Below are 24,561 nucleotides of genomic sequence, written 5' to 3' on the forward strand. Positions count from 1 at the left end.
CCCTCTTGTCTTATTGATGTCTCAGCTCTTGTTGCATGATGGGAGCCACCACGCAGATCGCGCAAATCGGCGTGGTGGCGGGGGATGGATCGTACCCCTCTTGGTCGTCAGGGACCGTTGCCGAGTAGGCCCATTGCCAACGCGGGAGCGGTCGGTGAACGATTGCTTTCGTTCTGTGCGGTTCTGCGACGCTGTTGGCGCAAGCAGGTAATATTTTGCATAATTTCCAGAAATTGCGGCGCGAGCAGACCAAAGTTTAACTTGGGAGTAAGACTTCGGATCGTACGAAGAACACCTAGTGCGCGCAAATGGGGGTCATGAAGGCCATGCTACGTAGAAAGTTTCTGAGAACGTTTCTTGTGTTCCAAAGTGCAGCCGTCACTGGGGCTCTTATGGCCCGGCCCGCCTTGGCCGGTTCCTCGGGGCCGTCTGCAGGTTCGACTCCTTCGGAGCCCTCCGCTCCGTCGACCCCTTCCGCCGCTTCCGCTCCTTCGACCCCTTCCGGCGCTTCCGCCCCTTCGACCCCCTCCGGAGCTTCCGCTCCCTCGGCACCATCGGAGCCCTCCAGCCCGAGCGGCCCCGAAGCCTCTCTCAAAGGACCCGGCGCCTCCAGCGAGGCTGCCCGGACGCGGTCTGTGAAACGAGTTCAGCGCGAACTGAACGATGATGGCCTCGCTCCTGTTTCCGCAAGCGACCTTGCGCAAACCTTGCGGGCCTTCCAATGACAATGCGACGAATCCTACGGCTCCTTCCCGTTCTGGCCCTGGGCGCATGTGTTGCGCCTCACGCCGGAAACGAGGTGCAGCGCGACTTGGCCGGCGCGCTGAACTCCCGGCCGGATGGCTACCACGGAGTCATGCCGCAAACCGGAGAGCGATTCAGGATCTTGTCCACCGCAGCTTCGGATACCCGGCTCTGCCGCGTCGTTTCTTTCGAGCAGCCAGACGAGTTTCTCGTCGAGTCCTTCTGCAAGACGAAGGGCGGGCCATGGAGATAAAATCTCGTTGACGGGCATTATGGTGGAGGAGAGGTTCATCCTGCACTCTCCCCGACTAGGAATTGAAATTCCTTGCTGCATGCCCGTACCGATAAAGGCGCTTTTGTCGCGCTCACTGGCCGGTTGGAACATGCTCGTATCCGACGCTGCCGAGCTACCTGAAGTGCGAGTCCGTCATACAGATCGCTATTTCGTAGCATCCGCGAATTATGCCCCCCGCGCGGGTCACGCTGACATGATTTCCGCGCTCAACGAATTACTGATAGCCATTGCATACTTCGTTAAAGGCGTAAGGCCGGACTGGCATCTGCTTCACTGCGCAGCCTATGAAGATCGCGGAGGCAGCACTGTTCTATTCGGCGAACGAAAATCGGGGAAGTCCGTTTTTATCGCAAGAAAGGCGACGGAGCGTGCCTTGATATATTCCGACGACCTATTGCTCTGGTCTCCGAGGCAACTTGAGTTCATCAGCTTGGGTATTTCTCCGCGCCTCCGGCGGCCGGTACTTCCGGATATCGTAGAAGCCCTCGGCCGTACCGCCTTCCTCGCGGGAGGGTTTGCATGTTACCTTGCATCTGATGCGCTCGACTTAGCTCCTGCAGGCAAGCGTTTCAGACCGGATCAGGTCAGAAAAATTGGGCCGGATGGAAGGGATCGGCCAGTGCGGTTCTACAACGTGCTGAGAGAAATCGAACAAAATAGGATAAGCTGACGATGTTTCCGACCTGAGCCTAAAGAACGCCCCGTTTCATATGCGCGGCGAATAGCTGCTTCGTCCGCAGAGCCACCGTGGAACCAGCCGGTTCGTGCGACCGCTTCCGGCACGGTCGATAAGACTGTCGCAGTTGACATCAAGTTCACTTATTCTGAGTGAGGCTTCAATACACAAGCCCCATGCGCTTTGCCGACATTATCAACGTCGATCAGCTCAGTCTGACGCCGAAGTGGGGTTCATCTCGGCTAAGATCGCTTAACACGCCTTGGCGAAACTTGGTCACCCGGCGGCCAACGTATATCCCTTGCCAATGCCACCAGCATGTAATCCGAAACGTCCAAATAATCCCAGCGCGCCCAAGATCCCAGGCACCAGCTTCCGGGCCCCGAGACCGATAATTAACTCATGTGATCGAAGTTTACTCGGGAAGAACGGATCTCGGACACCGCCTAAGAGTTCGGTTTACTCAGTCTGACGGTGAAGCACGGTCGGTCGTGCCCTTGCAGGGCAGCCTTTCAAGAAAATCAGGCAAGTTTTGCAGTGAGGCTTCACCGCAGGGCGCTTATAGGCCTTTCGTAGAGCGACCGCCGATAGTCGATTTATTAACGTCTCCCGCCGCGTTTTGCCAAGTCTTCTATCAAACCACCTGACGGCGAATCCCAGTTTAAAACTTCGGAAACCCCTTATCCACAGGCAGTTTCACGAGATCCTGCTCAATCCCGCCTAGTACCGGGTTTCGCCATCTATTCTGTTAGTGAAAAATATAGCACGATACTCAATTTAGCGAATCTGTGATTTGATATGTCGGAACTCTGATTTCCGTAAAAGACCTTTCGTATCCCATTGAATGCGTACCGCCGTCCCGTAAACCCAACCGATCACGCTTAATTGCGAGTTTCGCCATCTCGTTTGCCGGTCGATTGGGGGTCGGTGGAATTGCGTCCATCGCGTGTTAGGTCTCCGCGTGCTTCGGCGAATAAGTCACGCACCGGACCGAAGCGCGTTCCAGCCGTTCTCGCGATGGCGCAGGCCTCGGCGTAGTCTTCGCCGTCGTGGAACAGCACGCGGGTGTCATCCGGCGAGACAAGCCACACGAGAAAGCGCGGGATCACCCCCGGGGAATCGCGACACTCGATTTCGACCCGTCCGTCCGTCACGTGTCCGCCCCCTCCCCCCAGAGGTAAGCCGAAGATCCGTCAGGCAAGGCAAAATCGGTCAGGCGTGGTCCGGCGTGCGCGCGGCAAGGCACAAAAGGCCGCCCGTAATGGCCCAGTTTTTGACAAAGATGGACATCTGCCACCCATCGGAAGGGATGAAATGAAACACGCTGGTGACGGCGCAATAAAGCGCAACGGAAAGGGCCACCAGGCGCAGCCGCCACCCCACGACTAGCGCGATTCCCGCCAGGCAAGTGAAAACCGCCGCCGGCCAGATCAATCCGGTCGGCAGGCCGCGATCCGCCAGAAGCCCCTCGACCTGGGCGGGATCGGCGATCTTCTGTGCGGTTCCCGCCAGGAAAAAGGCGGCCAGCAGAACTCGTCCCGAAATATCCAACACTCTGTCCACGGCACTCCAGATAGTCTGTGACTTCCCACGGCCCAACATGTCTGGCATCAAACTGCACATGACGAACCGCATCGCCTCGGTCCTCGGCCCTCTTGTCGTCCTCTCGATCTGGATGGATGTGCACTATGACTGGGGGGCGACGCTGTTTCTGGCCCGCGAACTGTTCGCGTTGATCGAATGGATGGCCTTCTGGCGCTGAGTTTCGACTTCACGGCCTGCCGCTCTACGCTTGACCCGACCGGGCATTTGCCCTTGAACCACACGCAAAGAACCGCGCCGGTCGCAGGGGCCGGCCCTTTCAGGAGGACATCATGGCAGTCAAGGTCGCAATCAACGGGTTCGGGCGGATCGGGCGCAACGTCCTGCGCTCCATCCTCGAGTCCGGACGGACCGATATCGAAGTCGTGGCGATCAACGATCTCGGCCCCGTCGAGACGAACGCCCACCTTCTGCGCTATGACAGCGTGCACGGCCGCTTCCCAGGCGAAGTGACGACAGGCGAAGACTGGATCGATGTCGGCCGCGGCAAGATGAAAGTCACGGCGATCAAGGATCCCAAGGAGCTGCCTTGGGACGGTGTCGACATCGCGCTGGAATGCACCGGCATTTTCACCAGCCGCGAGAAGGCGGCGATGCACCTTGAGAACGGGTCGACCCGCGTCCTGGTGTCCGCCCCGTGTTCAGAGGCGCACAAGACCATCGTATACGGTGTGAACCACCAAAGCCTCGGCGCGGACGACAAGGTCGTGTCGAACGCATCCTGCACGACGAACTGCCTGGCCCCCGTTGCCAAGGTGCTGAACGACGCCATCGGGATCGAGCGCGGGTTCATGACCACGATCCACAGCTATACCGGCGACCAGCCCACGCTGGATACGATGCACAAGGACCTGTATCGCGCCCGCGCCGCCGGTCTGAACATGATCCCGACCTCGACCGGGGCCGCCAAGGCCGTGGGGCTGGCGTTGCCCGAACTGGCCGGCAAGCTGGACGGTGTGGCGATCCGGGTGCCGACGCCCAACGTGTCGGTCGTCGACCTGACCTTCACCGCCTCGCGCGACACCAGCGTCGAGGAGATCAACGAGACGATCCGCACCGCAGCCAACGGCGATCTGAAGGGTATATTGGGATACACCGACGACAAGCTGGTCTCGTCCGATTTCAACCACGACCCCCATTCCTCGATCTTCCACATGGACCAGACCAAGGTCATGGAAGGTACAATGTGCCGTATCCTGACATGGTACGACAACGAGTGGGGCTTCTCGAACCGGATGGCGGATACCGCCGTGGCGATGGGCCAGATCTGATCGCCTTGCCCTTTCGTGGATCGACGACCGCCGCCCCGTCACCGGGTGCGGCGGTCTGCGTTCCGGGGTGCCAGCAGTCGAACTGAAAGTGCGCGGATGGAGGAGGCGGACCTTTGAGGCGCGCGCCTAAAGATGTCCGACATTTAGGTGTCAAGGTTAAACGGCAACCAAAAAATAATGCCGACCAGGCCACCCGACGCTAACTTTTAGAGCTGATTGCTCGTCCGGGTTGAAATCGCCCCGTAGGTGTCTCGGATCAGTTCAGCATCGTTCCGGAAGCCACAAGGTGATCTGGGGAAGCCGAAGAGCCGTGCGACCGCTGGGACCAGAAGGCCCTAAAAGGTCCGCGAGGGTCAGGATGGCACGTCCGGTGATCTTCTGTAGAACGAAGAGGTCGAAGCCCTCCTGCGGCCTGATCTGGGTCCTTTCGCCCACCGGGACAAGGAACACGCCGAAGCAGATCGGGTCGATCCCCATCGGCATGAAGATCGAAACGGTCAACACCATGATGTAGATGCCGTTGACGAACACCGTCAGCGCAGCAGCAGCGCGTAGGGCGACAGCCATCTCGCCGATCCAGGCGGCCGGCGTGCGGCATGCCGCTATAGTTCATGTCTACGGTCAGGAAGGCGGCCTGGGCGAGGACGAAGGCTGGCCTGCCCCTATCGGGTCGTCCGTTTTCAGTCTTAGTGCGTGACGGATCTCGGCGCCAAGGTAGATGCCTGGGGCGGGGGTGATCCGTCATCGTGGGACGGCCAGTGAATGGCCTGCGGAGCTGATGGTCGATAGCCCAGCGATGAGTGGGGCCTGACGGTAGTGTAGTGAACTCTCCACGCCTCAATGATTACGCGCGCCTCGGCCAGCAAGTAGAAGATCTCGCCGTTCAGCAATCGCAGAGCTCCGAGTTGAAGCTCTCGCAGTAGCCGTTTTGAACCGCCCCGGGTTGCCCGGAGAGCAAAACTCTCAAAGGATTGCTTTCTATGGACAGGAAGAAGAACACGACGAGCCCGTACCCGGCCGAGTTCCGCGAGCGGGCTGTGCAGATGGTTGCGGACCATCTCGATGGCTACAGCACTTTGACGGCGGCGGTGCGCGACATTGCCCAGAAGCTTGGCTGCTCCGCGGATAGCTTGCGGGTCTGGTACAAGAAGGCCCAGCGTGACGTGGGCAAGGAAGCCGGCCCGACCAGCGCAGAGAAGGCCCGGATAAAGGAGCTGGAGCGCGAGGTGCGCGAACTGCGCCAGGCGAACGAGATCCTGAAGACGGCCAGTGCGTATTTTGCCCCCGCTCTCACAGATGCAAGCATGTGTTGCCGCGCAGCGGGACGGAGCTCGACCGCCGTTCCGCAAATGACTGTATTCATTGATGATTTCCGGGAGGAGTTCGGGGTCGAGCCGATCTGTCGCGTGCTGCCGATCGCCCGGGACCCTTCGCGGGCGTCCAAACGCGTCCGGCGCGATGATGCGCTACGAGAAAAGATCCGGAGGGTCTGCTCGGACAATCGCGGACTCTACGGCGCCCGCAAGGTTTGGCATGTTCTGAGGCGTGAGGGCGTTGCTCAGGCCGATGGCGCGCCAATGACAGCTGTCGCGCGCTGTACGGTGGAACGGTTGATGCGCGAGATGGGCCTGCAGGGCGTGGTGCGCGGCAAAAAGGTAATTACGACGAACCCGGACGCGGCGCGGCCCTGTCCGGACGACAAGGTCAACCGCGCTTTCCATGCCGACCGGCCGAACCAACTGTGGGTATCGGATTTCACGTATGTCCCGACTTGGTCGGGGACCGTCTACGTCGCGTTTGTCATCGACGTATTCGCCCGTCGGATCGTGGGCTGGCGGGTATCGACCTCGATGACCAGCCAGTTTGTCCTCGATGCACTCGAGCAGGCGCTATGGCAAAGAAAGCCCATAGGGAACAAGAGCTTGATCCATCATTCGGACCGCGGATCGCAATATCTTTCCATCAAGTACCCCGAACGCCTGGCAGATGCAGAGGTCGATCCATCCGTCGGCACGGTGGGTGACTCATATGATAACGCGCGCGCGGAAAGCGTCATCGGCCCGTTCAAGACCGAGGTCGTCAAGCAGCTCGGACCCTGGAAAACCATGCAGGCGGTCGAATGGGAGACCTTCCATTGGGCGGATTGGTACAACCAGCATCGGCTCTTGGGCTCGATAGGTTACATCCCGCCGGCAGAAGCTGAGCGACGACATCTTGAACAGCCCCAACCCCGCGATAAGGCCGCCTGACCCGTTGAACGAACGCTCTCCGATAAAGCCGGGGCGGTTCATCCGATCCATTGGGACCGGCGCATCTAATTGGGCCGGCGACCTCGTCGTGAGGAACATGCATACACGAATTCCGAGCAACCTTCTTGCTGACCCCACCTGCCTCGAAACCATCCAAGGAGATAGACAAAAAGAGAACCAGAACAGTGCGCTGATGATGCCTGCCCAGTTCGGGCGGCGACTTCAACCGCGCCTTCCTTTACGTGCGCGGCACTGATCCGGATCGCATTGACCTGGGCTTTGGTGATCGAGCACGCGATACAGATCGAGATTGATCTGGTCGAACTCCGTCGCATCGGCAAGCCCGAGTTCGAGATCCGGTATGCCGGATTTCATGTCCTGTCCAACACTCATCCAATGGGCTTGCGCGAGGCGTTTCTTGTTAATGTGCCTCCACGTGCCAATAGGCAGGGGAACTCGAACCCTGCCGATCAGCGAACTGGTGAGTCGCCACTTTCACCAGGGGTCAGAGCGCGCCATAGGCCAGCCAACCGATATATGCCGCGTAGAGCAGCAGGAGGAAGCCGCCTTCGGCACGGGAGATGCGCCAGGCAGTTGTCGCGACGACGGCCAGAAGCGCAGTCGCGCCGCACATGACCCAGATGTCGAAAGCCGCGATCTCGGACGGGACCTCGAGCGGGTGGACAAGCGCCGTGATCCCGAGGATCCCCGCGATGTTGTAGATGTTCGACCCCAGAACGTTGCCGAAAGCGATATCGCCCTGTTTTCGGATCGCCGCCATCACCGATGTGACAAGCTCGGGCAGCGACGTGCCGACCGCCACGACCGTCAGACCGATCACCGCGTCCGAGACTCCGAGCCGGCCGGCCAGCTCGGTTGCCGACATCACCAGGAACCGTGCACCCAGCACCGTCAGCGCGATGCCGCCCAGCGCATACAGAGCCGCCTTCCACAGCGCCATGTCGCCCGCGGCGATCTCGGCGCTCTCCGGCGATGGCGCGGCACGATCCAACCGGTAGGCCGTCCAGATATATGCGACCAGACCGGCCAACAGGATCGCGCCCCCGACCCGGCCCAGCGCGCCCGTCATAACGATCCCGGTCACGACCACGGTGGCCGCGATCATTGCCCCGCCATCCCGCTGGAATGCGCGCCTGGAGACGATCACCGGCGCCAGTATGGCCGATACCCCGAGGATAAGAAGGATGTTCGCGATATTGGACCCCACGACATTGCCGACGGCAATGCCAGGCGCATCCGCGAACGCGGCCTGAAGCGAAGTCACGAGTTCTGGCGTCGAGGTTCCGAAGCCCACGACGGTCAGCCCGATCAAAAGGGGCGAGACACCAAGCCGCCCGGCAAGGGCGACGGCCCCGCGGACCAGCCCTTCGCCGCCGGCGACCAGCAGGATCAGACCCGCTGCGAGTGTGAGATAAAGCAAGATTGGCACCTGTGCGCCGGTCGTATGGTTGCCTGAGATTCCGACATCACGCGTGACCGACCAACGCGCCAGAGGGGCCCGGAACGCCGATGACATGGCGTACAGCCGCGCGGCATTCAAGAAGGTCTGCAAATGCTGCATAGCAGCATTTCCGTTTCGGCGATTGTCCGTTGGCGCTATCGCGTCCAAATCATGCAACGGGAGGGGACGGACACACACCAAAGGAGGCACGCATGGCTTTCTATAATTCCCTGAAATCGGCCATGGCCAAGCGGGCCGAATACCGCCGAACCCGTCGTGAAATCGAATCGATGCCGCTCGACGTCGCGCTCGACCTTGATATCGACCGCAGCCAGTCGGCCCGGATCGCCCGCAGCGCGGTTTACGCTGCCTGATCCGCGAAACCAGGGTGCCTCGCGTAGGTCGACACCAGCGTATAGTCCTTGCGGGGTCCGGTGACGGTCCATTCTGACCGCCATTCGGGCCACCCACCAAAATCATAGGCCACGTCATAGGTATCGGGCGCGCAAAGATGCTGCGCTGCGGGGTGCAGAACGCCCGTCTCGAAACTGTGGAACGGACGTCCGTCGGAAAAGCACACGCGGATTAGCGTGCCGTCGCTGCGCCAGACATGGGATTGCTCAGCCTCCAGCGTGGCATCCCCGATCTTCAGAAGCCCCGTTTCGCGGTAGTGCAGGGTCGCGCCCTCGACCGTGAAGCGGCCTTCCCCCTCGAACCGGCCCACCTGATCCTGACGCCGATCGTCGATCGTGCGCCGAATGGCCCATACTCCCGCGAAATCGGCCAAGCCTAGCCCCATGACACCTCTCTTGCCGCGCATCCCCACGCGGTCTAAGCCACGCGCGTCCCCTGATCTACCCGAAAGGCCGCGCCGATGATCCCCCGCTACTCCCGCCCCGACATGGTTGCGATCTGGGAGCCACAGTCGAAGTTCCGGATCTGGTTCGAGATCGAGGCCCATGCCGGTGACGCTATGGCCGCCCTGGGATCGATCCCGCAGGAGAACGCTGACGCCGTCTGGAAGGCGAAGGATGTCGAATTCGACGTTGCCCGCATCGACGAGATCGAGGCCGAAACCAAGCACGACGTCATTGCCTTCCTGACCCATCTGTCCGAGATCGTCGGCGCCGAGAACGCCCGCTTCGTCCACCAGGGCATGACCAGTTCGGACGTGCTGGACACCACCTTCAACGTCCAGCTGAGCCGCGCCGCCGACATCCTGATCGACGACGTGGAAAAGTTGCTGGCCGCCCTCAAGCGCCGCGCCTTCGAACACAAGGACACCGTCCGCATCGGCCGCAGCCACGGTATCCATGCCGAGCCGACGACGATGGGCCTGACCTTCGCGCGCTTCTACGCCGAGATGGACCGCAACCTGTCGCGCCTTCGCGACGCGCGCGCCGAGATCGCCACCGGGGCGCTGTCGGGCGCGGTCGGCACCTTCGCCAATATCGACCCCCGGGTCGAGGAACATGTCTGCGACAAGATGGGGCTGGTCCCCGAACCGATCAGCACGCAGGTCATTCCCCGCGACCGCCACGCCGCCTTCTTCGCGACCCTTGGCGTCGTCGCGTCCTCGATCGAGAATATCGCGACCGAGATCCGCCACATGCAGCGCACCGAAGTGCTGGAGGCCGAGGAGTTCTTCTCCAAGGGCCAGAAAGGCTCCTCGGCGATGCCGCACAAGCGCAACCCGGTCCTGTCGGAAAACCTGACCGGCCTCGCCCGCCTCGTCCGCATGGCGGTGGTTCCCGCGCTGGAAAACGTGGCCCTCTGGCACGAGCGCGACATCTCGCATTCCTCGGTCGAGCGAAACATCGGCCCCGACGCGACCGTCACGCTCGACTTCGCGCTGGCCCGGTTGACCGGACTGGTCGACAAACTTGTGATCTACCCCGACCGCATGCTGGAAAACCTGCACAAGTTCAAAGGACTGGTGATGTCTCAGCGGGTTCTGCTGGCCCTGACACAGGCGGGTGCCAGCCGCGAGGATGCCTACAAACTGGTGCAGCGCAACGCGATGAAGGTCTGGACCGATGGCGCCGACTTTAAGACCGAGCTTCTGAACGACCCGGAGGTCACCGCCAAGCTGAGCGCGGCCCAGATCGAGGAGAAATTCGACCTCGGCTACCACACCAAGCATGTCGATACGATCTTCGCCCGGGTCTTCGGCGAGGATGGCTCCTAACCGCGGCGCGATCTGTCGCACCGGGAAACCGCCTGACGCAAGGGAAAGGCATGCTACTATCAGGGAATTAAAACACAGGAGACACCGTCATGAAGACCCTGCTGACTGCTTTCATCCTTGCCGCGGCTCCTCTGTCCGCCTTTGCCGACTGTTCGTGGTCCAAGCAGACCGCCATGAGTTGCGCGGACGGCACGACCTATGACAGCGACACGCAAAACTGCGTTCCTGTCACGGGTTGAACTGCACGCCCCCCGGAATTGCAACTGCGCATACGGGGGGCGATGCCCAGATTTGGTAAACCCTTGTTAAGACCCGACACATTACCTTCGTGATCGAACGAATCTGCGGAGGGATCTCATGACGACGGCATTGGCGACACGGGATGATGAAGAACCGAGTTTTCCCGTCAGTGGTGCCGCCAATCTGAGCCGGCGTGAAAAGGCGGCCATAGTCGTTCGCTTGCTGTTGGCGGAAGGCGCCAAACTGCCCCTCATGGATTTGCCCGAGACACTGCAGGCGGAACTGACAAACCAGATCTGCCGGATGCGGTTCATCGATCGCAACACGCTGCGGGACGTCGTGGAGGAATTCGCAAGCGAGCTCGACTCGGTCGGGATGGCGTTCCCGGGCGGTCTCGAGGACGCGCTGAAACTCCTCGACGGTACGATCTCACCGGATATGGCCAAGCGACTTCGCGCCCAAGCCGGGGCCTTCTGGGGAGATGACCCGTGGGAGATGATCGCAACGTTCGACGTCCCTAAGCTGTTGGAGCTCATATCGGTCGAAGGCCCGGAAGTTGGCGCTGTGATCCTGTCGAAACTTGAGGTGGCGAAGGCTGCTGAGGTATTGGGTCGGCTACCCGGCCCCGATGCCCGCCGTTTGACGATCGCGATCAGCGAGACGGCCGACATCGATCCCGATACCGTGCGCCGCATCGGCGCTGCCCTAGCCGCGCAGATGCAGTCCGAAACGCCCCGCGCCTTCACCGCGGCCTCTGTGGAGCGTCTGAGCGCGATCCTCGACATTTCAGCGGCGCCGACCCGGGCGGACATCCTGGAAGGTCTTGACGAGGAGGACGCCGAGCTTGCCGCGAAGGTCCGCGCGGCGATCTTCACGTTCGAGGATATTCCCGCCCGCATCTCCGCCAAAGACGTTCCAAACATCGCCAAGATGGTGAATCAGGCCGATCTCGTGACCGCCCTTGCGGGCACTGCCGGGGACCCCAAGCTCGCCATGGTCACGAAGTTCTTCCTCAGCAACCTCCCCGGCCGCCTGTCCGAGGCCATCAAGCGTGAGATCAACGATCGCGGCTCACCCGATCCGGCCGAGGTTGAGACGGCGCAGATTTCCATCGTGAAGGCCATCCGCCTGGCCGCCGACAAGAAGGAAATCACGATGATCGAGAAGCCCGCCGACTGACACCGCCGTCTTGTCGCTGGCCCCCTCGCCCAGTATGCCGCGTGGGAACGGTACAGACGAGAAGAGGTCAAACTTGGCGAACGACAAACGCTCGGACCTGTCGGACGCGCTTCAGAACGCAGCGATCCGGACCATTCTTGGCGGCATCCTCGCCCTGCCCTACGCCACCCGGGTTCACCTGATGGGCCGCATCGCCTCGCATGTCATCGCGCCTTTGGCTGGCTGGCGCAAACGCATTCGCGAGAACCTCGCGCACGCCCTGCCGGACCTGTCCCAGGCCGAGATCGACCGTTTGGTGCGCGAAGTGCCGGACAACGTCGGTCGCACCCTGATCGAGATCTACTCAGGCCGCGAATTCAAGGACCGTGTCGCCGGAACCCCCCTGTCCGGGCCGGGCGCCGAAGCCCTGCGTACCGCGCGGGAAGCCGGCCGCCCTGTCGTGTTGGTCACCGCCCATATGGGAAATTTCGATGCCCTGCGCGCCATTCTCTTCGCGGAAGGGTACGAACTCGGCGCGCTTTATCGAGAGATGAATAACAAGCGGTTCAACGTGCATTACGTGAATGCCCTGAGCCAGATCGGAACCCCCCTTTTCCCGACGAACCGCGAAGGCGTGGCGCGCTTCGTGCGCCACCTCGCCAAGGGCGGAATCATCGGCATCCTCACGGATGTCTACAACACGAAGGGCGCCGAAGTGACCTTCTTCGGACAGCCCGCCCCTACATCCACGGCGGCCTGCGTCTGGGCGGTCAAGCACAACGCGGTTGTGATCCCCTGCTACGGCCTCAGGCAACCAGACGGCCTGTCGTTCCGCCTGCTTCTCGAAACGCCGGTCCCTCACCGTGACCCGACCGAAATGACGCAAGAAATCAACGATCGGCTTGAAGCCGTGGTCCGTGAGAGCCCCGAGCAGTGGTTCTGGATCCACCGCCGATGGAAACCGGAACGCACCAAACGGAGACGTGCGCGCAGTCGCACCTGATGTTTACGATCTTCCGATTCTTTGCGTCGTCGAGAACTTATGAGGCCCCGCCTGATACCGCCGACTCCGTCGCCTGCTGTAGCTGCCATCAGAGGTAAGCCCCGATAGGCCTCGGTCGCTGCCCACGTGAAACTGCGCCGCAACTCGAGTCACGCGGTCACCTCAGGCCAGCCGCCGTTCTATCGCATCCCAGATCTTCCCGGCGATATTCGTTCCGTCGAACCGTTCCATCTCCTGAATGCCCGTCGGGGAGGTCAGGTTAATCTCCGTCAGGTAGTCTCCGATGACATCGATCCCGACGAACACCTGCCCCTTTTCTTTCAACAGCGGGCCGATTTTGGCGCAGATTTCCCGATCGCGATCCGTCAATTCCGACGGTTCGGCCGTTCCCCCGACATGCATGTTCGACCGCGTTTCGCCCTTCTGCGGTACCCGGTTGATCGCGCCGACCGCCTCGCCATCGACTAGGATCACGCGCTTGTCGCCCTTCGATACAGCGGGCAGGAATTTTTGCGCGATCAACGGTTCGCGATTTATGCCGGAAAACAGCTCGTGAAGCGACGCAAGGTTGCCGTCGTCGGCCCGCAATCGAAACACCCCTGCGCCGCCGTTCCCATAAAGGGGCTTGACGATAATGTCTTCGTGCTCCGCCTTGAACTCCCGCAATATCGCAAGATCGCGCGCGATCAGCGTCGGGGGAATAAGGTCCGGGAACTGCAGCACCAGTAGTTTTTCGGGATAGTTTCGAACCCAGAACGGATCGTTGACCACGAGGGTGCGTCCGGCCACGCGATCCAGAAGATGTGTCGACGTGATATACGACATGTCAAAAGGCGGATCCTGGCGCAACCACACGACATCCATCTCTTCCAGATCGACGTCATGCTCGGGACCGGCGCTGGCGTGGTGACCGAACGTACGCGACACCTTAATGTCCGACCCGCGGGCGAGAACGGCCCCATCGCGCCAGAACAGGCGGTCGGGCGTATAGACAAACAGCTTGTGCCCGCGCGCCTGCGCTTCCTCGGCCAAGCGAAACGTGCTGTCGGCGTCGATATTGACCGACTGGATCGGATCCATCTGGAAAGCGATCTTCAAGGGCATAGGGCGCTCCTGGTTTCGTTCGATGCGGCCACTTGCTCCAAATATGGTTTTCGGCAAGAGCGATCAGACGAACGCATCGGCGATGATGCGGATTTGCCCCGTGATGTCCACGGTGGCCACGTCGAAACGGGCTTCGGTTAACGGCCCTTCGGGACAAGCATCGAGAAAAACCGTTGCGGCCGAGAATATCCGCCCGATCTGTCGTTGCGACAGCCGTTCCAGGGCCCAGTCATGGCGAGTGGCGCGTTTGACCTCGACGAACAGGTACCCGCCACCCTCCTTGAACACCAGATCGAGTTCTCCGCCTCCACCCCGCCATCGACGCGCCACCAGTTCGGCCCCGCGGCGTACGTAAAGGACTTCAACTTGTTCCTCGGCGGCCATACCGCTGAGGTACGACCGTGTCCCGGTATGCCGCTTCTCTGTCTTGGGGTTTGCCGGGGGCAGCAGATCGAGGCGAAGCTGGCCGACATTTCCCTCGGCGGTGCGGCGACGAGGCCCGTGCGGTTTGGGCGGCGCCTCGCGACGCGGCAGGTCAAGGGAAAGTTGCATTACTTCAATCCCGACCCAGCCGCAGAGCCAACTGGTAAACGTCCCGCCGGGGAGCGCCTACTGCTTCCGACACGACCTTGGCGGCATCCTTTACGCTCATCGTTTCCAGAGCTTCCCTCAATGCGACCTCGATGCCAGCTTCGCCCACTTCGGATCTGTCGCGATCGACAACCAGCACGATTTCGCCCCGGGGTGGGTCGGATATCACGCCATTCAGAAGGTCCGAGAGCTTTCCGCGCCGCACCTCTTCGAATCGCTTCGTCAGTTCCCGACAGAGTGCCCCATCCCTATCCCCAAGTCTCGCGATCATCTCCCTTATACTTAACGCGCATCTCTGTGCCGTTTCGAAGAAGACCAGGGTCGCCGGAACCCGTCCGAGTTCGGCAAGGGCCGTACTTCGCGCACCTGCCGAGGATGGCAGGAAGCCCGCGAACAAGAACCGATCCGTGGGCAGTCCGGACAGGCTCAACGCGGCCAGCGCGGCCGATGGGCCGGGTGCCGTGGTAACCAAGTGGCCGGCCTCGCTGACCGATTTGGCCAGCGCATAGCCCGGATCCGCGATCAGGGGCGTGCCGGCATCGGACGCATAGGCGACCGACTTCCCCTCAGCCAGGACTGTCAGCAGGCGCGGACGCATACGCTCGCCGTTGTGGTCGTGGTACGACATCACCGGTCGACCAGCCAGGGGAACGCCGTGGATCTCCAGCAAGCGGCGGAGCACGCGCGTATCCTCGGCCGCCAGAACGTCCGCCTCGCGCAGGATGTCCAGCGCGCGCAACGTGATGTCGCGCGCCGATCCGATCGGGGTTGCCACCAGGTACAACCCCGGCGCGAGGCCGCTCAACGGACCGCTTTCGATTTACAGCGAGTACAGGCTTTCATAGAACCAAACGAAACGTAATGAGGAGTCGCGCGATGTTCGCCTTTCTAACCGCCATCCGCAAGCGGGCCGCTTGCGCTCTCGTTCTGGGGTTGACCGGCCTCGCGGGCTGCGCCGGACTTCCGATTGCGGGTGGGACGGGCGCATCGCCGACCGTCGACACCTCTGCCCCCGCGCCCGTCGCCCTACTTCTGCCGCGGGGTGACTCCGGCGCCGGGGCGGTCGCCGCGTCGATGGAGAACGCCGCACGCCTGGCCATGGCCGCCAACCCCAATGCGCAGATCGACCTCAGGGTCTATGACACCGGCGGCACGCCCGCCGGGGCCAGCGCGGCCGCCACACGCGCGGTGAACGAGGGCGCGCAGATCATCCTCGGGCCCCTCTTCAGCCAGTCGATCAGCGCCGTGACCCCCGTCGTCGCCGGTCGCAATATCAACGTCCTGGCATTTTCCAACAACACCGCCGTCGCGGGGGGCAATGTCTTCATCCTTGGCCAGACCTTCGACGACGTGGCGGAACGCCTGACCACCTTCGCGCGCCGCCAGGGTCGCCCCTCGGTCGCCATCGTCCATGCCGACGACGTCGCGGGCAACGCCGGACGCGACGCCATCCTGCGCGCCGCGCAAAGTTCGGGAATGGAAGTCGCGACCGTCCAGGCCTATCCTCTGTCGCAGCAGGGCATCGTCGAATCCGGCCCTCGCATCGCCAACGCCATTCAGCAAAGCGGCGCATCCTCGGTCTTCCTGACCGCCAACGTGGATGCGGATCTGCCGCTGATCGCGACCACCCTCCCGGACAACGGCGTCAGCCCTGCACAGACGCAGTACATGGGCCTGACCCGCTGGAACGCGTCGCAGCAGGCTCTCAATCTGCCGGGGCTTCAGGGCGGTCTTTTCGCCCTGCCCGACAACTCGGCCGTCGACGCCTTCAATCAGCGGTACCGCGCGGCCTATGGCAGCGATCCCCATCCGCTGGCCGGCGTCGCCTATGACGCGGTCCAGGCGGTCGGCACGCTGTTGGCCCAGGGCCGGTCGGATGCATTTTCCGGATCGTCGCTGACCCGTCGGTCGGGGTTCCAGGGGGCCTATGGCGCCTTTCGGCTTCTGCCGGGTGGCACCAACGACCGGGCCTTGGCCGTGGCGCAAATCCAGAACAATCAGGTCGTGATCCTTGACCCAGCCCCGAACAGTTTCGGACGTGGCGGTTTCTGAAGCCGCCGGACCCGACGACCGTCATCGCCTGCCGCCGGAACTGATCGTTCCGGCGGTCGATCTTTTCGACGCCCCCGTCTTGAGGGCTCAGATCGACGCCGCCATCATCCCGGGCGATCACGGATCGGCGCGCAGGGCCGCGGTCGACGTGCTGCGCCCGGCGCAGGATATGGCGCACGAGCGTATCGCCGCGGCATTCGCAGAAAACCCGCGCGCCGCCCGGGCGACCGTCTCTGCCTATTCCTGGCTGACCGACCGCGTGGTCGAAACGGTGTTCGATATCGTGGTCACCCATTGCCACCCGAATCCGAATCCGACCAAGGGCGAACACCTCGCGGTGCTGGCTGTCGGCGGGTATGGCCGGGCCGAGATGGCGCCCTATTCCGACGTCGATCTTCTGTTTCTCAGCCCCTGGAAGCTGACCGCTTGGGCCGAGAGCGTGATCGAGACGATGCTCTACATCCTGTGGGATCTGCATCTTAAGGTCGGCCACGCCTCGCGCACCGTGTCGGACTGCGTCCGGCTGGGGCGCGAGGACATCACGATCCGCACCGCCTTGCTTGAGCATCGCTTCCTCTGCGGCGAAAGCCCCATCGCGGCCGAGTTGCAGACCCGCCTTCGCAAAGAACTGTTCGAAGGCACCGAAGCCGAGTTCATCACCCAGAAGCTGGCCGAACGCACCGCGCGCCACCTCAAGCAGGGCGGCCAGCGCTACGTGGTCGAACCGAACGTGAAAGAGGGCAAGGGCGGCCTGCGCGACCTGCAGACCCTGTTCTGGATCGCGAAATACGTGAACCACGTGGCCGATGTCGCCGATCTCGTCGACAAGGGAACCTATACGGCGGCCGAGTTCGACAGCTTCGTGCGTGCCGAAAGTTTCCTGCTGGCCGTGCGCTGTCATCTGCACCTGATCGCGGGCCGCGCGATGGACCAGTTGACCTTTGACATGCAAGTCGAGGTCGCCAGGCGCATGGGCTATGCCGACGGCAAGGGCCGGCGCGGCGTGGAACACTTCATGCAGGACTATTTCCGCCATGCCACCCGCGTGGGTGAGCTGACGCGCATCCTGCTGACCTCGCTGGAAGCCGATCACAAGAAGGAGGCGCCCTCGCTCGTCGGATTCTTCCGCCGCCGTCGTCGGGTTCGCCCCGGCCTCAAGGTCCGGCAGAACCGCCTGACCTACGAGGACGAGGACGCATTCCTCGCCGACAAGCTGAACATCCTGCGCATCTTCGAAGAGGCGCTCAGGACCGGCTACCTGCTGCATCCCGACGCGATGCGCCTGATCTCGCATAATTTGCGGCTGATCGACGACGGGGTCCGCAATGACCCCGAGGCGCGTCAGATATTCTTCGACCTGCTGCTGAAACACGCCAATCCCGACCGCGCCCTACGCAGGATGAACGAACTGGGGGTCCTGTCGGCCTTCCTGCCCGAGTTCGAGCCCATCGTCGCGATGATGCAGTTCAACATGTATCATCACTACACGGTGGACGAGCACACCATCCAGTGCATCCGCCAACTGGCCGAGATCGAGGCCGGCGACCTACGCGACGAGCTGCCGGTCGCCACCGACATCCTGGCCAAGCCGGTTGCGCGCAAGGTCCTCTATGTCGCGCTGCTGTTGCACGACATCGGCAAGGGCCGGGACGAGGATCACGCGATCCTTGGCGCGCGCATCGCCCGCAAGGTCTGCCCCCGCCTCGGCATGAACCGCACCGATACCGAGACCGTGGAATGGCTGGTCCGCTATCACCTTCTGATGTCGGACATGGCCCAGAAGCGCGATCTGGCCGATCCGCGCACCATCCGCGATTTCGCCAAGGCGGTGCGCACGAAGAAGCGGCTGGACCTGCTGACCGTGCTGACCGTCTGCGACATCCGCGGCGTCGGCCCCGGCACCTGGAACGGCTGGAAGGCCCAGCTTCTGCGCACCCTCTACAACGAGACGGCGTTCGCGCTGGAAAACGGGCTTGAGGCGCTGAACCGCGAGAATCGCGGGAACGAGGCCAAGCGCGCCCTGCGCGAGGCGCTGAAGGACTGGCCCGCCAAAGACCTTCGGACCGAGACGGCGCGCCACTACCCGCCCTACTGGCAGGGCCTCGGCATCGCCAGCCACACCGCCTTCGCCCACCTCCTCCGGGATATCGAGGACAACCAGATCCGCATCGACATCACCGACGATACGGACCGCGACGCCACGCGCGTCTGCTTCGCGATGGTCGATCACCCCGGCATTTTCTCGCGCCTCGCCGGGGCGCTGGCGCTGGTGGGGGCGAACGTGGTGGACGCGCGCACCTACACGTCGAAAGACGGCTACGCGACGGCCGTCTTCTGGGTGCAGGATGCCGATGGCCACCCGTACGACCCGTACCGCCACGACCGCCTCAAGACGACCATCGACCGCACGCTCAAGGGCGAGCTGATTGCTCGCGACGAGATGGCCAGCCGTGACAAGATCAAGAAGCGCGAGCGCGACTTCCGCGTGCCCACCGCCATCGCCTTCGACAACGAAGGATCCGAGATCTACACGATCATCGAGGTCGACACCCGCGACCGCCCCGGCCTGCTGCACGACCTGACCCGCGTGCTTGCGGGCTCGAACATCTCAATCGCAAGTGCCGTGATCGCCACCTATGGCGCGCAGGTGGTCGACACGTTCTACGTCAAGGACATGTTCGGCCTGAAGATCTACACCGAGTCCAAGCAAAAGGCGCTGGAACGCAAGCTGCGCGAGGCCATCGACGCGGGCGCAAAGCGCGCCCGGTCGTAGGTCGCGCGTCCCTCACTCCGAGGGGCGCGCCTGCATCTCCAGCATGAAGCCCGGGTATTCCACCGGCAGCTCGGTCGCCTCGTTCAGCCGCGCGATGTCGTCGTCGCTCAGGCTGACCTCGGTCGCGGCCATGTTGTCCTGCAACTGCTCCAGCTTCTTGGCGCCGACGATCACGCTGGTCACCACGTCCTGGTGCAACAGCCACGCGATGGCGATCTGCGCGGGGCTCACGCCCTTCTCCTCGGCCATGGGGCGCATCACCTTCAACGCCGCCGACAGCCGGTCGCGATCCACGGGCGGGAAATCGAAACTGTCGCGCCGCCCGCCCCCGTCGCCCTCGGTGTCGTACTTGCCGGTCAGCATGCCCCCCGCCAGCGGACTCCAGACCATCAGGCCCATGCCTTCGGATTGCATCATCGGCACCAGCTCGCGCTCCAGCTCGCGATTGACCAGCGTATAGAACGCCTGAAGCGAGATCGGCGCGTGCAAATCGCGCGCCCGGGCGATTCCCAGCCCCTTCATCACCTGCCACGCCGCCCAGTTCGACAGCCCGACATAGCGGACATGCCCATGCTCGACGATCGTGTTCAGCGCCTTCAGGGTCTCTTCGATGGGGGTGGCCGGATCGAAGCCGTGGATCTGGTACAGATCGATGTGATCCAGCTGCAACCGATCCAGGCTCGCGCGGATCTGGTCCATCAGGTGCCGTCGCGACGTGCCGCGCGCGTTTGGCCCCTCGCCCATCGACCCCATCGCTTTCGTGGCGACGACCACATCCTCGCGCGCCACGTCCAAGTTCTTCAGCGCCTGGCCCAGGATCCGCTCGGAATTGCCCTGCCCATAGACATTGGCGGTGTCGAAAAAGTTGATCCCCCCGTTCAGCGCGGCCTGCACGATCCCGTCGGCCTCGTCCTGCTGCAGACGGCCGATCTCGCCCCACATCTGCCCTTCCTCGCCGCCGAAGGTCATGGTCCCGAGGCAGAGCTCCGACACGAAAAGGCCCGATCGGCCAAGTGTTTTGTATCGCATGGTAAATCCTTCACGCATCAGACACGGGCGCATCATCACGCCCCTTGCCGCCGCACATGGCCCGCTCATCCCCCAGGTCCACCCACCCTCTTCATCCTTGTACAAATACCCACGACCACGCTTGCCTCCCCCGCGGCCCGGACGCATAGCTGGCCCGCCCAGACCGGAGCCCGTTCATGCAAGCGCCACGCCTCATCAAAGGATTCCTGACCGTCGGAATCTGGACTCTCGCCTCTCGGGTCCTGGGCTTCGCGCGCGATATCATGATCGCCGCCTTCCTCGGCGCGGGTCCGGTGGCCGAGGCGTTCCTCGTGGCCTTCGCCCTGCCCAACATGTTCCGTCGCTTCTTCGCCGAAGGCGCGTTCAACATGGCCTTCGTCCCGATGTTCTCGAAACGGGTCGAGTCCGGCGAGGGTGCAGAAGAGTTCGCCCGCGACGCTTTCGCGGGCCTTGCCACAGTGCTGATCGTGTTCACGCTTCTGGCCCAGCTCGCCATGCCCGCGCTGGTCTTCGCCATGGCGTCCGGCTTCGTCGAGGACAACCGCTTCGACCTCGCCGTCGTCTTCGGGCAGATCTGCTTTCCCTATATCCTGCTGATCTCTCTCGCCGCGCTGCTGTCGGGCGTGCTCAATGCCACCGGGCGCTTTGCCGCCGCGGCCGCCGCGCCGGTCTTTCTCAACATCGTTCTGGTCGGCGCGCTGATCCTCGGGGACCGGCTCGGCTGGGCGCCGGGCCTGACGCTGTCATGGTCGGTGCCCATCGCCGGTATCCTGCAACTGTTCATCGTGTGGATGGCCGCACACCGCGCCGGTTATACGCTGATCCCCCGTCGCCCGCGTCTGACGCCCGAGATGAAGCGCCTGGCCTATATCGCCGCCCCCGCCATGCTGTCGGGCGGAGTCGTGCAGGTAAACCTGCTGGTGGGCCGGCAGGTCGCCAGCTTCTTCGACGGGGCCATCGCGTGGCTGTCTTATGCCGACCGTCTCTATCAGCTTCCGCTCGGCGTCGTTGGCATTGCCATCGGCGTGGTCCTGCTGCCCGACCTGTCACGCCGCCTGCGCGCCAGCGACGATGCGGGCGGGCGCGACGCGCTGTCCCGCGCGGCCGAGTTCGCTCTGCTGCTGACCGTGCCATGCACCATCGCCTTCCTCGTCGTGCCCCTGCCCCTTGTCGCAACCCTGTTCCAGCGCGGCGCCTTTGATGCGGACGACACCGCCGCCACCGCACTGATTCTCGCCATCTATGGGCTGGGTCTTCCCGCGTTCGTTTTGCAAAAGGTCTGGCAGCCGCTCTATTTCGCGCGCGAAGACACGCGCTCGCCCTTCCGTTTCGCGCTGGTGGCACTCGTGGTCAACGCCGTCGTCGCCGTGGGCCTCGCCCCACTGATCGGCTACGCGGCCGCAGCGCTGGGCACCACGCTTGCGGGATGGGCCATGGCGGTTCTGTTGATCCGGGGCGCCAGATCGATGGGAGAGACGGCGTCGCCCGACGCCCGCTTCCGCGCCCGCCTGCCGCGCATCGTGGTGGCCTCGCTAGTGATGGGCGTCGTCCTTTACGTGGCAAACATCCTGCTCGCCCCCCTCTTCGCGGGGCCGTGGCAATTTGCGGCGCTGGCGATCCTCGTGGGCGCGGGGATCGTCACCTTCTTCGCGACCGCACATCTGATCGGCGCGGTCGCTTTCCGCGAGATCCGGGGCGCCGTCCGCCGTCAGCGCTGACGCAGCTTCTGAACCACCCGCGCCCAGCCCCCGGGCGAGACGACGAAGGACAAAAGGAACCCCGCGACGAACCCGGCAAGGTCGGCGACCCAGTCGATCCCGCCGCCGAACAGCAGGCCGAAGGCCAACTGGATCCCCAGCAGGAACGCGATCAGCGTGAAGGCGCGGATCCGCTGCTCGCCCAGCGCGCCCAAGCCCGTCCACATCAGGAACGTGTAGGCCCCGATCAGACCGTAGACCGCCGGGTATCCGCCTACGAGCGCGATATCGGCCCCTGGCACGGCCGCATAGACCAGCGCCCCCACGATCGACGACACGACCCACAGCACCGCCATGGCCCAGGGCGCGAAGGTCTCGGCCACCATCTTGCCCAGCGCCAGCAGGAACACGATGACGAACAGCATGTGGGTGAACCCCAGATGCACGAAGGAATAGCTGACGAACCGCAGCATCTGGCGCGGCGGGAACTGCCCGGTCTCGACCATGCGGTCCCACAACTGCGGCGAGAAGGCGAACCCGTTCAGCGCCTCCAGCCGCATCCCGACACCCTCGGCCCCGCCGATCACGCCGATGCGTCCCGCCTGGAACAGCATCTCGATCCCGAAGATCGCCAGGGCCAGCGCCACCACCACGGGGGGCAGCGCATTGAAGGGGCTGGCGTTGTGGTCGTTCAAACTCATGGGGCTCGCTTCCTTGACGGCTATCGCCCCCCTCGGTAAGCGAGGCCGATCCTTCGATAAAGCGGGAAAATCCCACATGGCCGAGCCCAGCTTCACCCCCCGCGTCCTGTCCGGCATCCAGCCGTCGGGTGGTCTGACGCTGGGCAACTACCTTGGCGCGATCAAGCGGTTCGTCGAAACCCAGGACGCCGGCAGCCACCAGACGCTGTATTGCATCGTCGATCTGCATGCGATCACGGTCTGGCAGGACCCCGCCCAGCTGACCCGCAACACGCGCGAACTGGCCGCGGGCTACATCGCCTCGGGCCTCGATCCGGCGAAATCGATCCTGTTCAATCAGTCCCAGGTGCCCGAGCACGCGCAGCTTGCGTGGATCTTCAACACGGTGGCGCGGATGGGCTGGATGGGCCGGATGACCCAGTGGAAGGACAAGGCCGGCAAGAACGCCGAAGCCGCGTCGCTGGGCCTGTTTGCCTACCCGGCGCTGATGGCGGCCGACATGATGATCTATCACGCCACCCATGTCCCCGTGGGCGAGGATCAGAAGCAGCACGTGGAACTGACGCGCGACATCGCCGCCAAATTCAACCACGACTACGAAACCGAGTTCTTCCCCCTGATCGAGCCGGTGATCGAAGGCGCCGCCACCCGCGTCATGAGCTTGCGCGACGGGTCGAAGAAGATGTCGAAATCCGACCCCTCGGATGCCAGCCGGATCAACATGACCGACGACGCGGACACGATCTCGAAGAAGATCCGCAAGGCCCGCACGGACCCTGAGCCGCTGCCCGAGACTTACGAGGGCCTGAAGGACCGCCCCGAGGCGCGCAATCTGGTCAACATCTACGCCGCCCTGTCCGAACAGACCGTCCAGCAGGTGATGTCCCAGCATGGCGGGGCGGGCTTCGGCCAGTTCAAACCGGCGCTGGCCGATCTCGCCGTGGACAAGCTCGCCCCCATCTCGTCCGAGATGAAGCGCCTGATGGAGGACCCCGCCCAGATCGACGCAATCCTGCGCGACGGTGCGGCCCGCGCGCGCGAGATCGCCGCCCCGATCTTGGCCGAAACCTACCGCATCGTCGGCCTCGTCGGCTGATCCCGGACTTGGGTTTTCTAGGCGAAAACCCGGCCCACCCCTTCACGCGGCCGTGAACATCCCCCATATCTCGTAAAGACCCGGTAAAGGAGAATTGCGAATGTTCACGCGAATTATGGCCCCCGTGGATCTGTCCGACACCGGTGCGCTGACGCGCGCGCTAGAAGCGACGGCCGATTTGGCACGCCTGCACGACATTCCCGTCGTCTACGTCTCGGCCACGAATGCCCAGCCAACCTCGGTGGCGAAGTCTCCCAAGGAATTTGAGAAGAAGCTTCAGGCCTTCGCCGACGCGCAGGCGCAAACGCACGGCATCTCGACCTCGGCCCATGCAATGGTGCTGCACGACAAGACTGCCGATCTTGACAACGCGCTTGTCGAGGTGATCGACACCGTGCAGGCCGACCTTGTCGTCATGGCCTCTCACGATCCGACCTTCTTCGACCATTTCTGGTCGTCGAACGGTGGCGCGGTGGCGCGCAACTCCAACGCATCGGTGATGATCGTTCGCGGCAAGTAAGGCCCGGCCGGAAGTTCGCGTCGCGATCCCGGTCATGCGCCCTGGCCAAAGCGGAGCTTGCGCCGCCCTTGGTCGAAAGCCATTCAGGTGTGCAATCCCTGCGAATGGTG

At 63.1% G+C, this 24,561-nt stretch carries 25 protein-coding genes, 1 pseudogene and 1 other annotated feature; of the genes and pseudogenes, 14 read left to right on the top strand and 12 right to left on the bottom strand.

The genetic code is table 11. The annotated features are described in order from the left end of the window. Positions 1-739: 739 nt before the first annotated feature. Positions 740-1,129 (bottom strand): hypothetical protein, encoded by a 390-nt coding sequence (locus PAA8504_RS21900; protein WP_146190547.1) that lies wholly within the window; start codon positions 1,127-1,129, stop codon positions 740-742. 103 nt (positions 1,130-1,232) lie between these two features. On the opposite strand from PAA8504_RS21900, the gene PAA8504_RS21905 reads away from it, so the two are divergent. Continuing rightward, positions 1,233-1,709 (top strand): hypothetical protein, encoded by a 477-nt coding sequence (locus PAA8504_RS21905; protein ID WP_146190548.1) that lies wholly within the window; start codon positions 1,233-1,235, stop codon positions 1,707-1,709. A 1,218-nt stretch (positions 1,710-2,927) separates the two neighbouring features. Here the strand turns inward: PAA8504_RS21905 and PAA8504_RS20075 are convergent. After that, on the bottom strand, positions 2,928-3,350 hold the full coding sequence (locus PAA8504_RS20075) for a DoxX family protein (RefSeq protein WP_306419548.1): 423 nt from the start codon (positions 3,348-3,350) through the stop codon (positions 2,928-2,930). Here PAA8504_RS20075 and PAA8504_RS22200 point away from each other — a divergent pair. After that, positions 3,337-3,477 carry a hypothetical protein gene (locus tag PAA8504_RS22200; protein ID WP_181375894.1) on the top strand — a complete coding sequence of 47 codons (141 nt, stop codon included), beginning with the start codon at positions 3,337-3,339 and terminating at the stop codon, positions 3,475-3,477. The two genes, PAA8504_RS20075 and PAA8504_RS22200, sit on opposite strands and share 14 nt — an antisense overlap. 112 nt (positions 3,478-3,589) lie before the next feature. Continuing rightward, positions 3,590-4,588, top strand: coding sequence for a type I glyceraldehyde-3-phosphate dehydrogenase (gene gap / locus PAA8504_RS20080; protein WP_108895930.1), 999 nt, complete (start codon positions 3,590-3,592; stop codon positions 4,586-4,588). 261 nt (positions 4,589-4,849) lie between these two features. Here gap and PAA8504_RS22340 read toward each other — a convergent pair whose 3' ends face one another. Further along, positions 4,850-5,155 (bottom strand): TRAP transporter large permease subunit, encoded by a 306-nt coding sequence (locus tag PAA8504_RS22340; protein WP_219928963.1) that lies wholly within the window; start codon positions 5,153-5,155, stop codon positions 4,850-4,852. 119 nt (positions 5,156-5,274) lie between these two features. Then, positions 5,275-5,519, bottom strand: a pseudogene (locus tag PAA8504_RS20090) (integrase core domain-containing protein); the annotation flags it as partial. Positions 5,520-5,568: 49 nt separating this feature from the next. On the opposite strand from PAA8504_RS20090, the gene PAA8504_RS20095 reads away from it, so the two are divergent. Then, complete coding sequence (locus tag PAA8504_RS20095) at positions 5,569-6,837, top strand: IS3 family transposase (RefSeq protein WP_108895931.1); 1,269 nt, start codon at positions 5,569-5,571, stop codon at positions 6,835-6,837. Continuing rightward, positions 5,890-6,012: a sequence feature (AL1L pseudoknot), on the top strand. Its footprint overlaps the gene before it by 123 nt. Positions 6,838-7,059: 222 nt before the next feature. Here PAA8504_RS20095 and PAA8504_RS22205 read toward each other — a convergent pair. Together PAA8504_RS22205 and PAA8504_RS20100 are read right to left on the bottom strand one after the other, a co-directional pair. Then, on the bottom strand, positions 7,060-7,212 hold the full coding sequence (locus tag PAA8504_RS22205) for a hypothetical protein (protein ID WP_181375895.1): 153 nt from the start codon (positions 7,210-7,212) through the stop codon (positions 7,060-7,062). A 130-nt stretch (positions 7,213-7,342) separates the two neighbouring features. After that, a complete protein-coding gene (locus PAA8504_RS20100) occupies positions 7,343-8,287 on the bottom strand; it encodes a calcium/sodium antiporter (protein WP_306419549.1) in 945 nt (314 codons plus the stop codon). A 224-nt stretch (positions 8,288-8,511) separates the two neighbouring features. On the opposite strand from PAA8504_RS20100, the gene PAA8504_RS22210 reads away from it, so the two are divergent. After that, complete coding sequence (locus PAA8504_RS22210; protein WP_181375896.1) at positions 8,512-8,673, top strand: hypothetical protein; 162 nt, start codon at positions 8,512-8,514, stop codon at positions 8,671-8,673. On the opposite strand, the gene PAA8504_RS20105 is transcribed toward PAA8504_RS22210, so the two are convergent. Then, the gene (locus PAA8504_RS20105; protein ID WP_108895932.1) at positions 8,661-9,098 is read right to left on the bottom strand and encodes a DUF6314 family protein; all 438 of its coding nucleotides are present in this window, start codon (positions 9,096-9,098) and stop codon (positions 8,661-8,663) included. The genes PAA8504_RS22210 and PAA8504_RS20105 overlap by 13 nt on opposite strands. A gap of 75 nt (positions 9,099-9,173) precedes the next feature. On the opposite strand from PAA8504_RS20105, the gene purB reads away from it, so the two are divergent. The 4 genes from purB (at position 9,174) to PAA8504_RS20125 (ending at position 12,888) form a co-directional block, all read left to right on the top strand. Further along, positions 9,174-10,487, top strand: a complete 1,314-nt coding sequence (gene purB / locus PAA8504_RS20110; protein WP_108895933.1) for an adenylosuccinate lyase — start codon at positions 9,174-9,176, stop codon at positions 10,485-10,487. An 89-nt stretch (positions 10,488-10,576) separates the two neighbouring features. Continuing rightward, the gene (locus tag PAA8504_RS20115) at positions 10,577-10,726 is read left to right on the top strand and encodes a chitin-binding domain-containing protein (RefSeq protein WP_108895934.1); all 150 of its coding nucleotides are present in this window, start codon (positions 10,577-10,579) and stop codon (positions 10,724-10,726) included. 118 nt (positions 10,727-10,844) lie between these two features. Further along, the gene (locus PAA8504_RS20120) at positions 10,845-11,906 is read left to right on the top strand and encodes a FliG C-terminal domain-containing protein (RefSeq protein WP_108895935.1); all 1,062 of its coding nucleotides are present in this window, start codon (positions 10,845-10,847) and stop codon (positions 11,904-11,906) included. 73 nt (positions 11,907-11,979) lie between these two features. Next, positions 11,980-12,888, top strand: a complete 909-nt coding sequence (locus PAA8504_RS20125; RefSeq protein WP_245897712.1) for a lysophospholipid acyltransferase family protein — start codon at positions 11,980-11,982, stop codon at positions 12,886-12,888. A gap of 162 nt (positions 12,889-13,050) precedes the next feature. Here the strand turns inward: PAA8504_RS20125 and gshB are convergent, their stop codons facing one another. From gshB to rsmI, 3 genes are all read right to left on the bottom strand, one after another. Next, positions 13,051-13,992 carry a glutathione synthase gene (gene gshB / locus PAA8504_RS20130; RefSeq protein ID WP_181375897.1) on the bottom strand — a complete coding sequence of 314 codons (942 nt, stop codon included), beginning with the start codon at positions 13,990-13,992 and terminating at the stop codon, positions 13,051-13,053. Between the two features lie 63 nt (positions 13,993-14,055). Beyond that, positions 14,056-14,544 (bottom strand): YraN family protein, encoded by a 489-nt coding sequence (locus tag PAA8504_RS20135; protein WP_245897713.1) that lies wholly within the window; start codon positions 14,542-14,544, stop codon positions 14,056-14,058. Positions 14,545-14,548: 4 nt separating this feature from the next. Continuing rightward, entirely contained in the window at positions 14,549-15,358 is an 810-nt protein-coding gene (gene rsmI, locus PAA8504_RS20140) for a 16S rRNA (cytidine(1402)-2'-O)-methyltransferase (protein ID WP_370739714.1), read from the bottom strand. Positions 15,359-15,459: 101 nt separating this feature from the next. On the opposite strand from rsmI, the gene PAA8504_RS20145 reads away from it, so the two are divergent. After that, positions 15,460-16,635: a penicillin-binding protein activator gene (locus PAA8504_RS20145; RefSeq protein WP_108895938.1), complete on the top strand. Its 1,176-nt coding sequence runs from the start codon at positions 15,460-15,462 to the stop codon at positions 16,633-16,635. Continuing rightward, on the top strand, positions 16,595-19,408 hold the full coding sequence (locus PAA8504_RS20150; protein ID WP_370739715.1) for a [protein-PII] uridylyltransferase: 2,814 nt from the start codon (positions 16,595-16,597) through the stop codon (positions 19,406-19,408). Before PAA8504_RS20145 ends, PAA8504_RS20150 begins: the two co-directional genes overlap by 41 nt. A 12-nt stretch (positions 19,409-19,420) precedes the next feature. Here the strand turns inward: PAA8504_RS20150 and PAA8504_RS20155 are convergent, their stop codons facing one another. Next, the gene (locus PAA8504_RS20155) at positions 19,421-20,437 is read right to left on the bottom strand and encodes an aldo/keto reductase (RefSeq protein WP_108895939.1); all 1,017 of its coding nucleotides are present in this window, start codon (positions 20,435-20,437) and stop codon (positions 19,421-19,423) included. Between the two features lie 176 nt (positions 20,438-20,613). Here PAA8504_RS20155 and murJ point away from each other — a divergent pair, with 176 nt between their 5' ends. Further along, the gene (murJ, locus tag PAA8504_RS20160; RefSeq protein ID WP_108895940.1) at positions 20,614-22,155 is read left to right on the top strand and encodes a murein biosynthesis integral membrane protein MurJ; all 1,542 of its coding nucleotides are present in this window, start codon (positions 20,614-20,616) and stop codon (positions 22,153-22,155) included. Here the strand turns inward: murJ and PAA8504_RS20165 are convergent. Beyond that, positions 22,146-22,835, bottom strand: coding sequence for a rhomboid family intramembrane serine protease (locus PAA8504_RS20165; protein WP_108895941.1), 690 nt, complete (start codon positions 22,833-22,835; stop codon positions 22,146-22,148). The genes murJ and PAA8504_RS20165 overlap by 10 nt on opposite strands. A 76-nt stretch (positions 22,836-22,911) precedes the next feature. Between PAA8504_RS20165 and trpS the strand changes: the two genes are divergently transcribed. After that, the gene (gene trpS, locus PAA8504_RS20170) at positions 22,912-23,931 is read left to right on the top strand and encodes a tryptophan--tRNA ligase (RefSeq protein WP_108895942.1); all 1,020 of its coding nucleotides are present in this window, start codon (positions 22,912-22,914) and stop codon (positions 23,929-23,931) included. A gap of 100 nt (positions 23,932-24,031) precedes the next feature. Beyond that, the gene (locus PAA8504_RS20175; RefSeq protein WP_108895943.1) at positions 24,032-24,451 is read left to right on the top strand and encodes a universal stress protein; all 420 of its coding nucleotides are present in this window, start codon (positions 24,032-24,034) and stop codon (positions 24,449-24,451) included. The last annotated feature ends 110 nt before the right edge of the window (positions 24,452-24,561 follow it).

It is taken from the genome of Palleronia abyssalis, from assembly GCF_900302445.1.
Taxonomy (GTDB): domain Bacteria; phylum Pseudomonadota; class Alphaproteobacteria; order Rhodobacterales; family Rhodobacteraceae; genus Palleronia; species Palleronia abyssalis.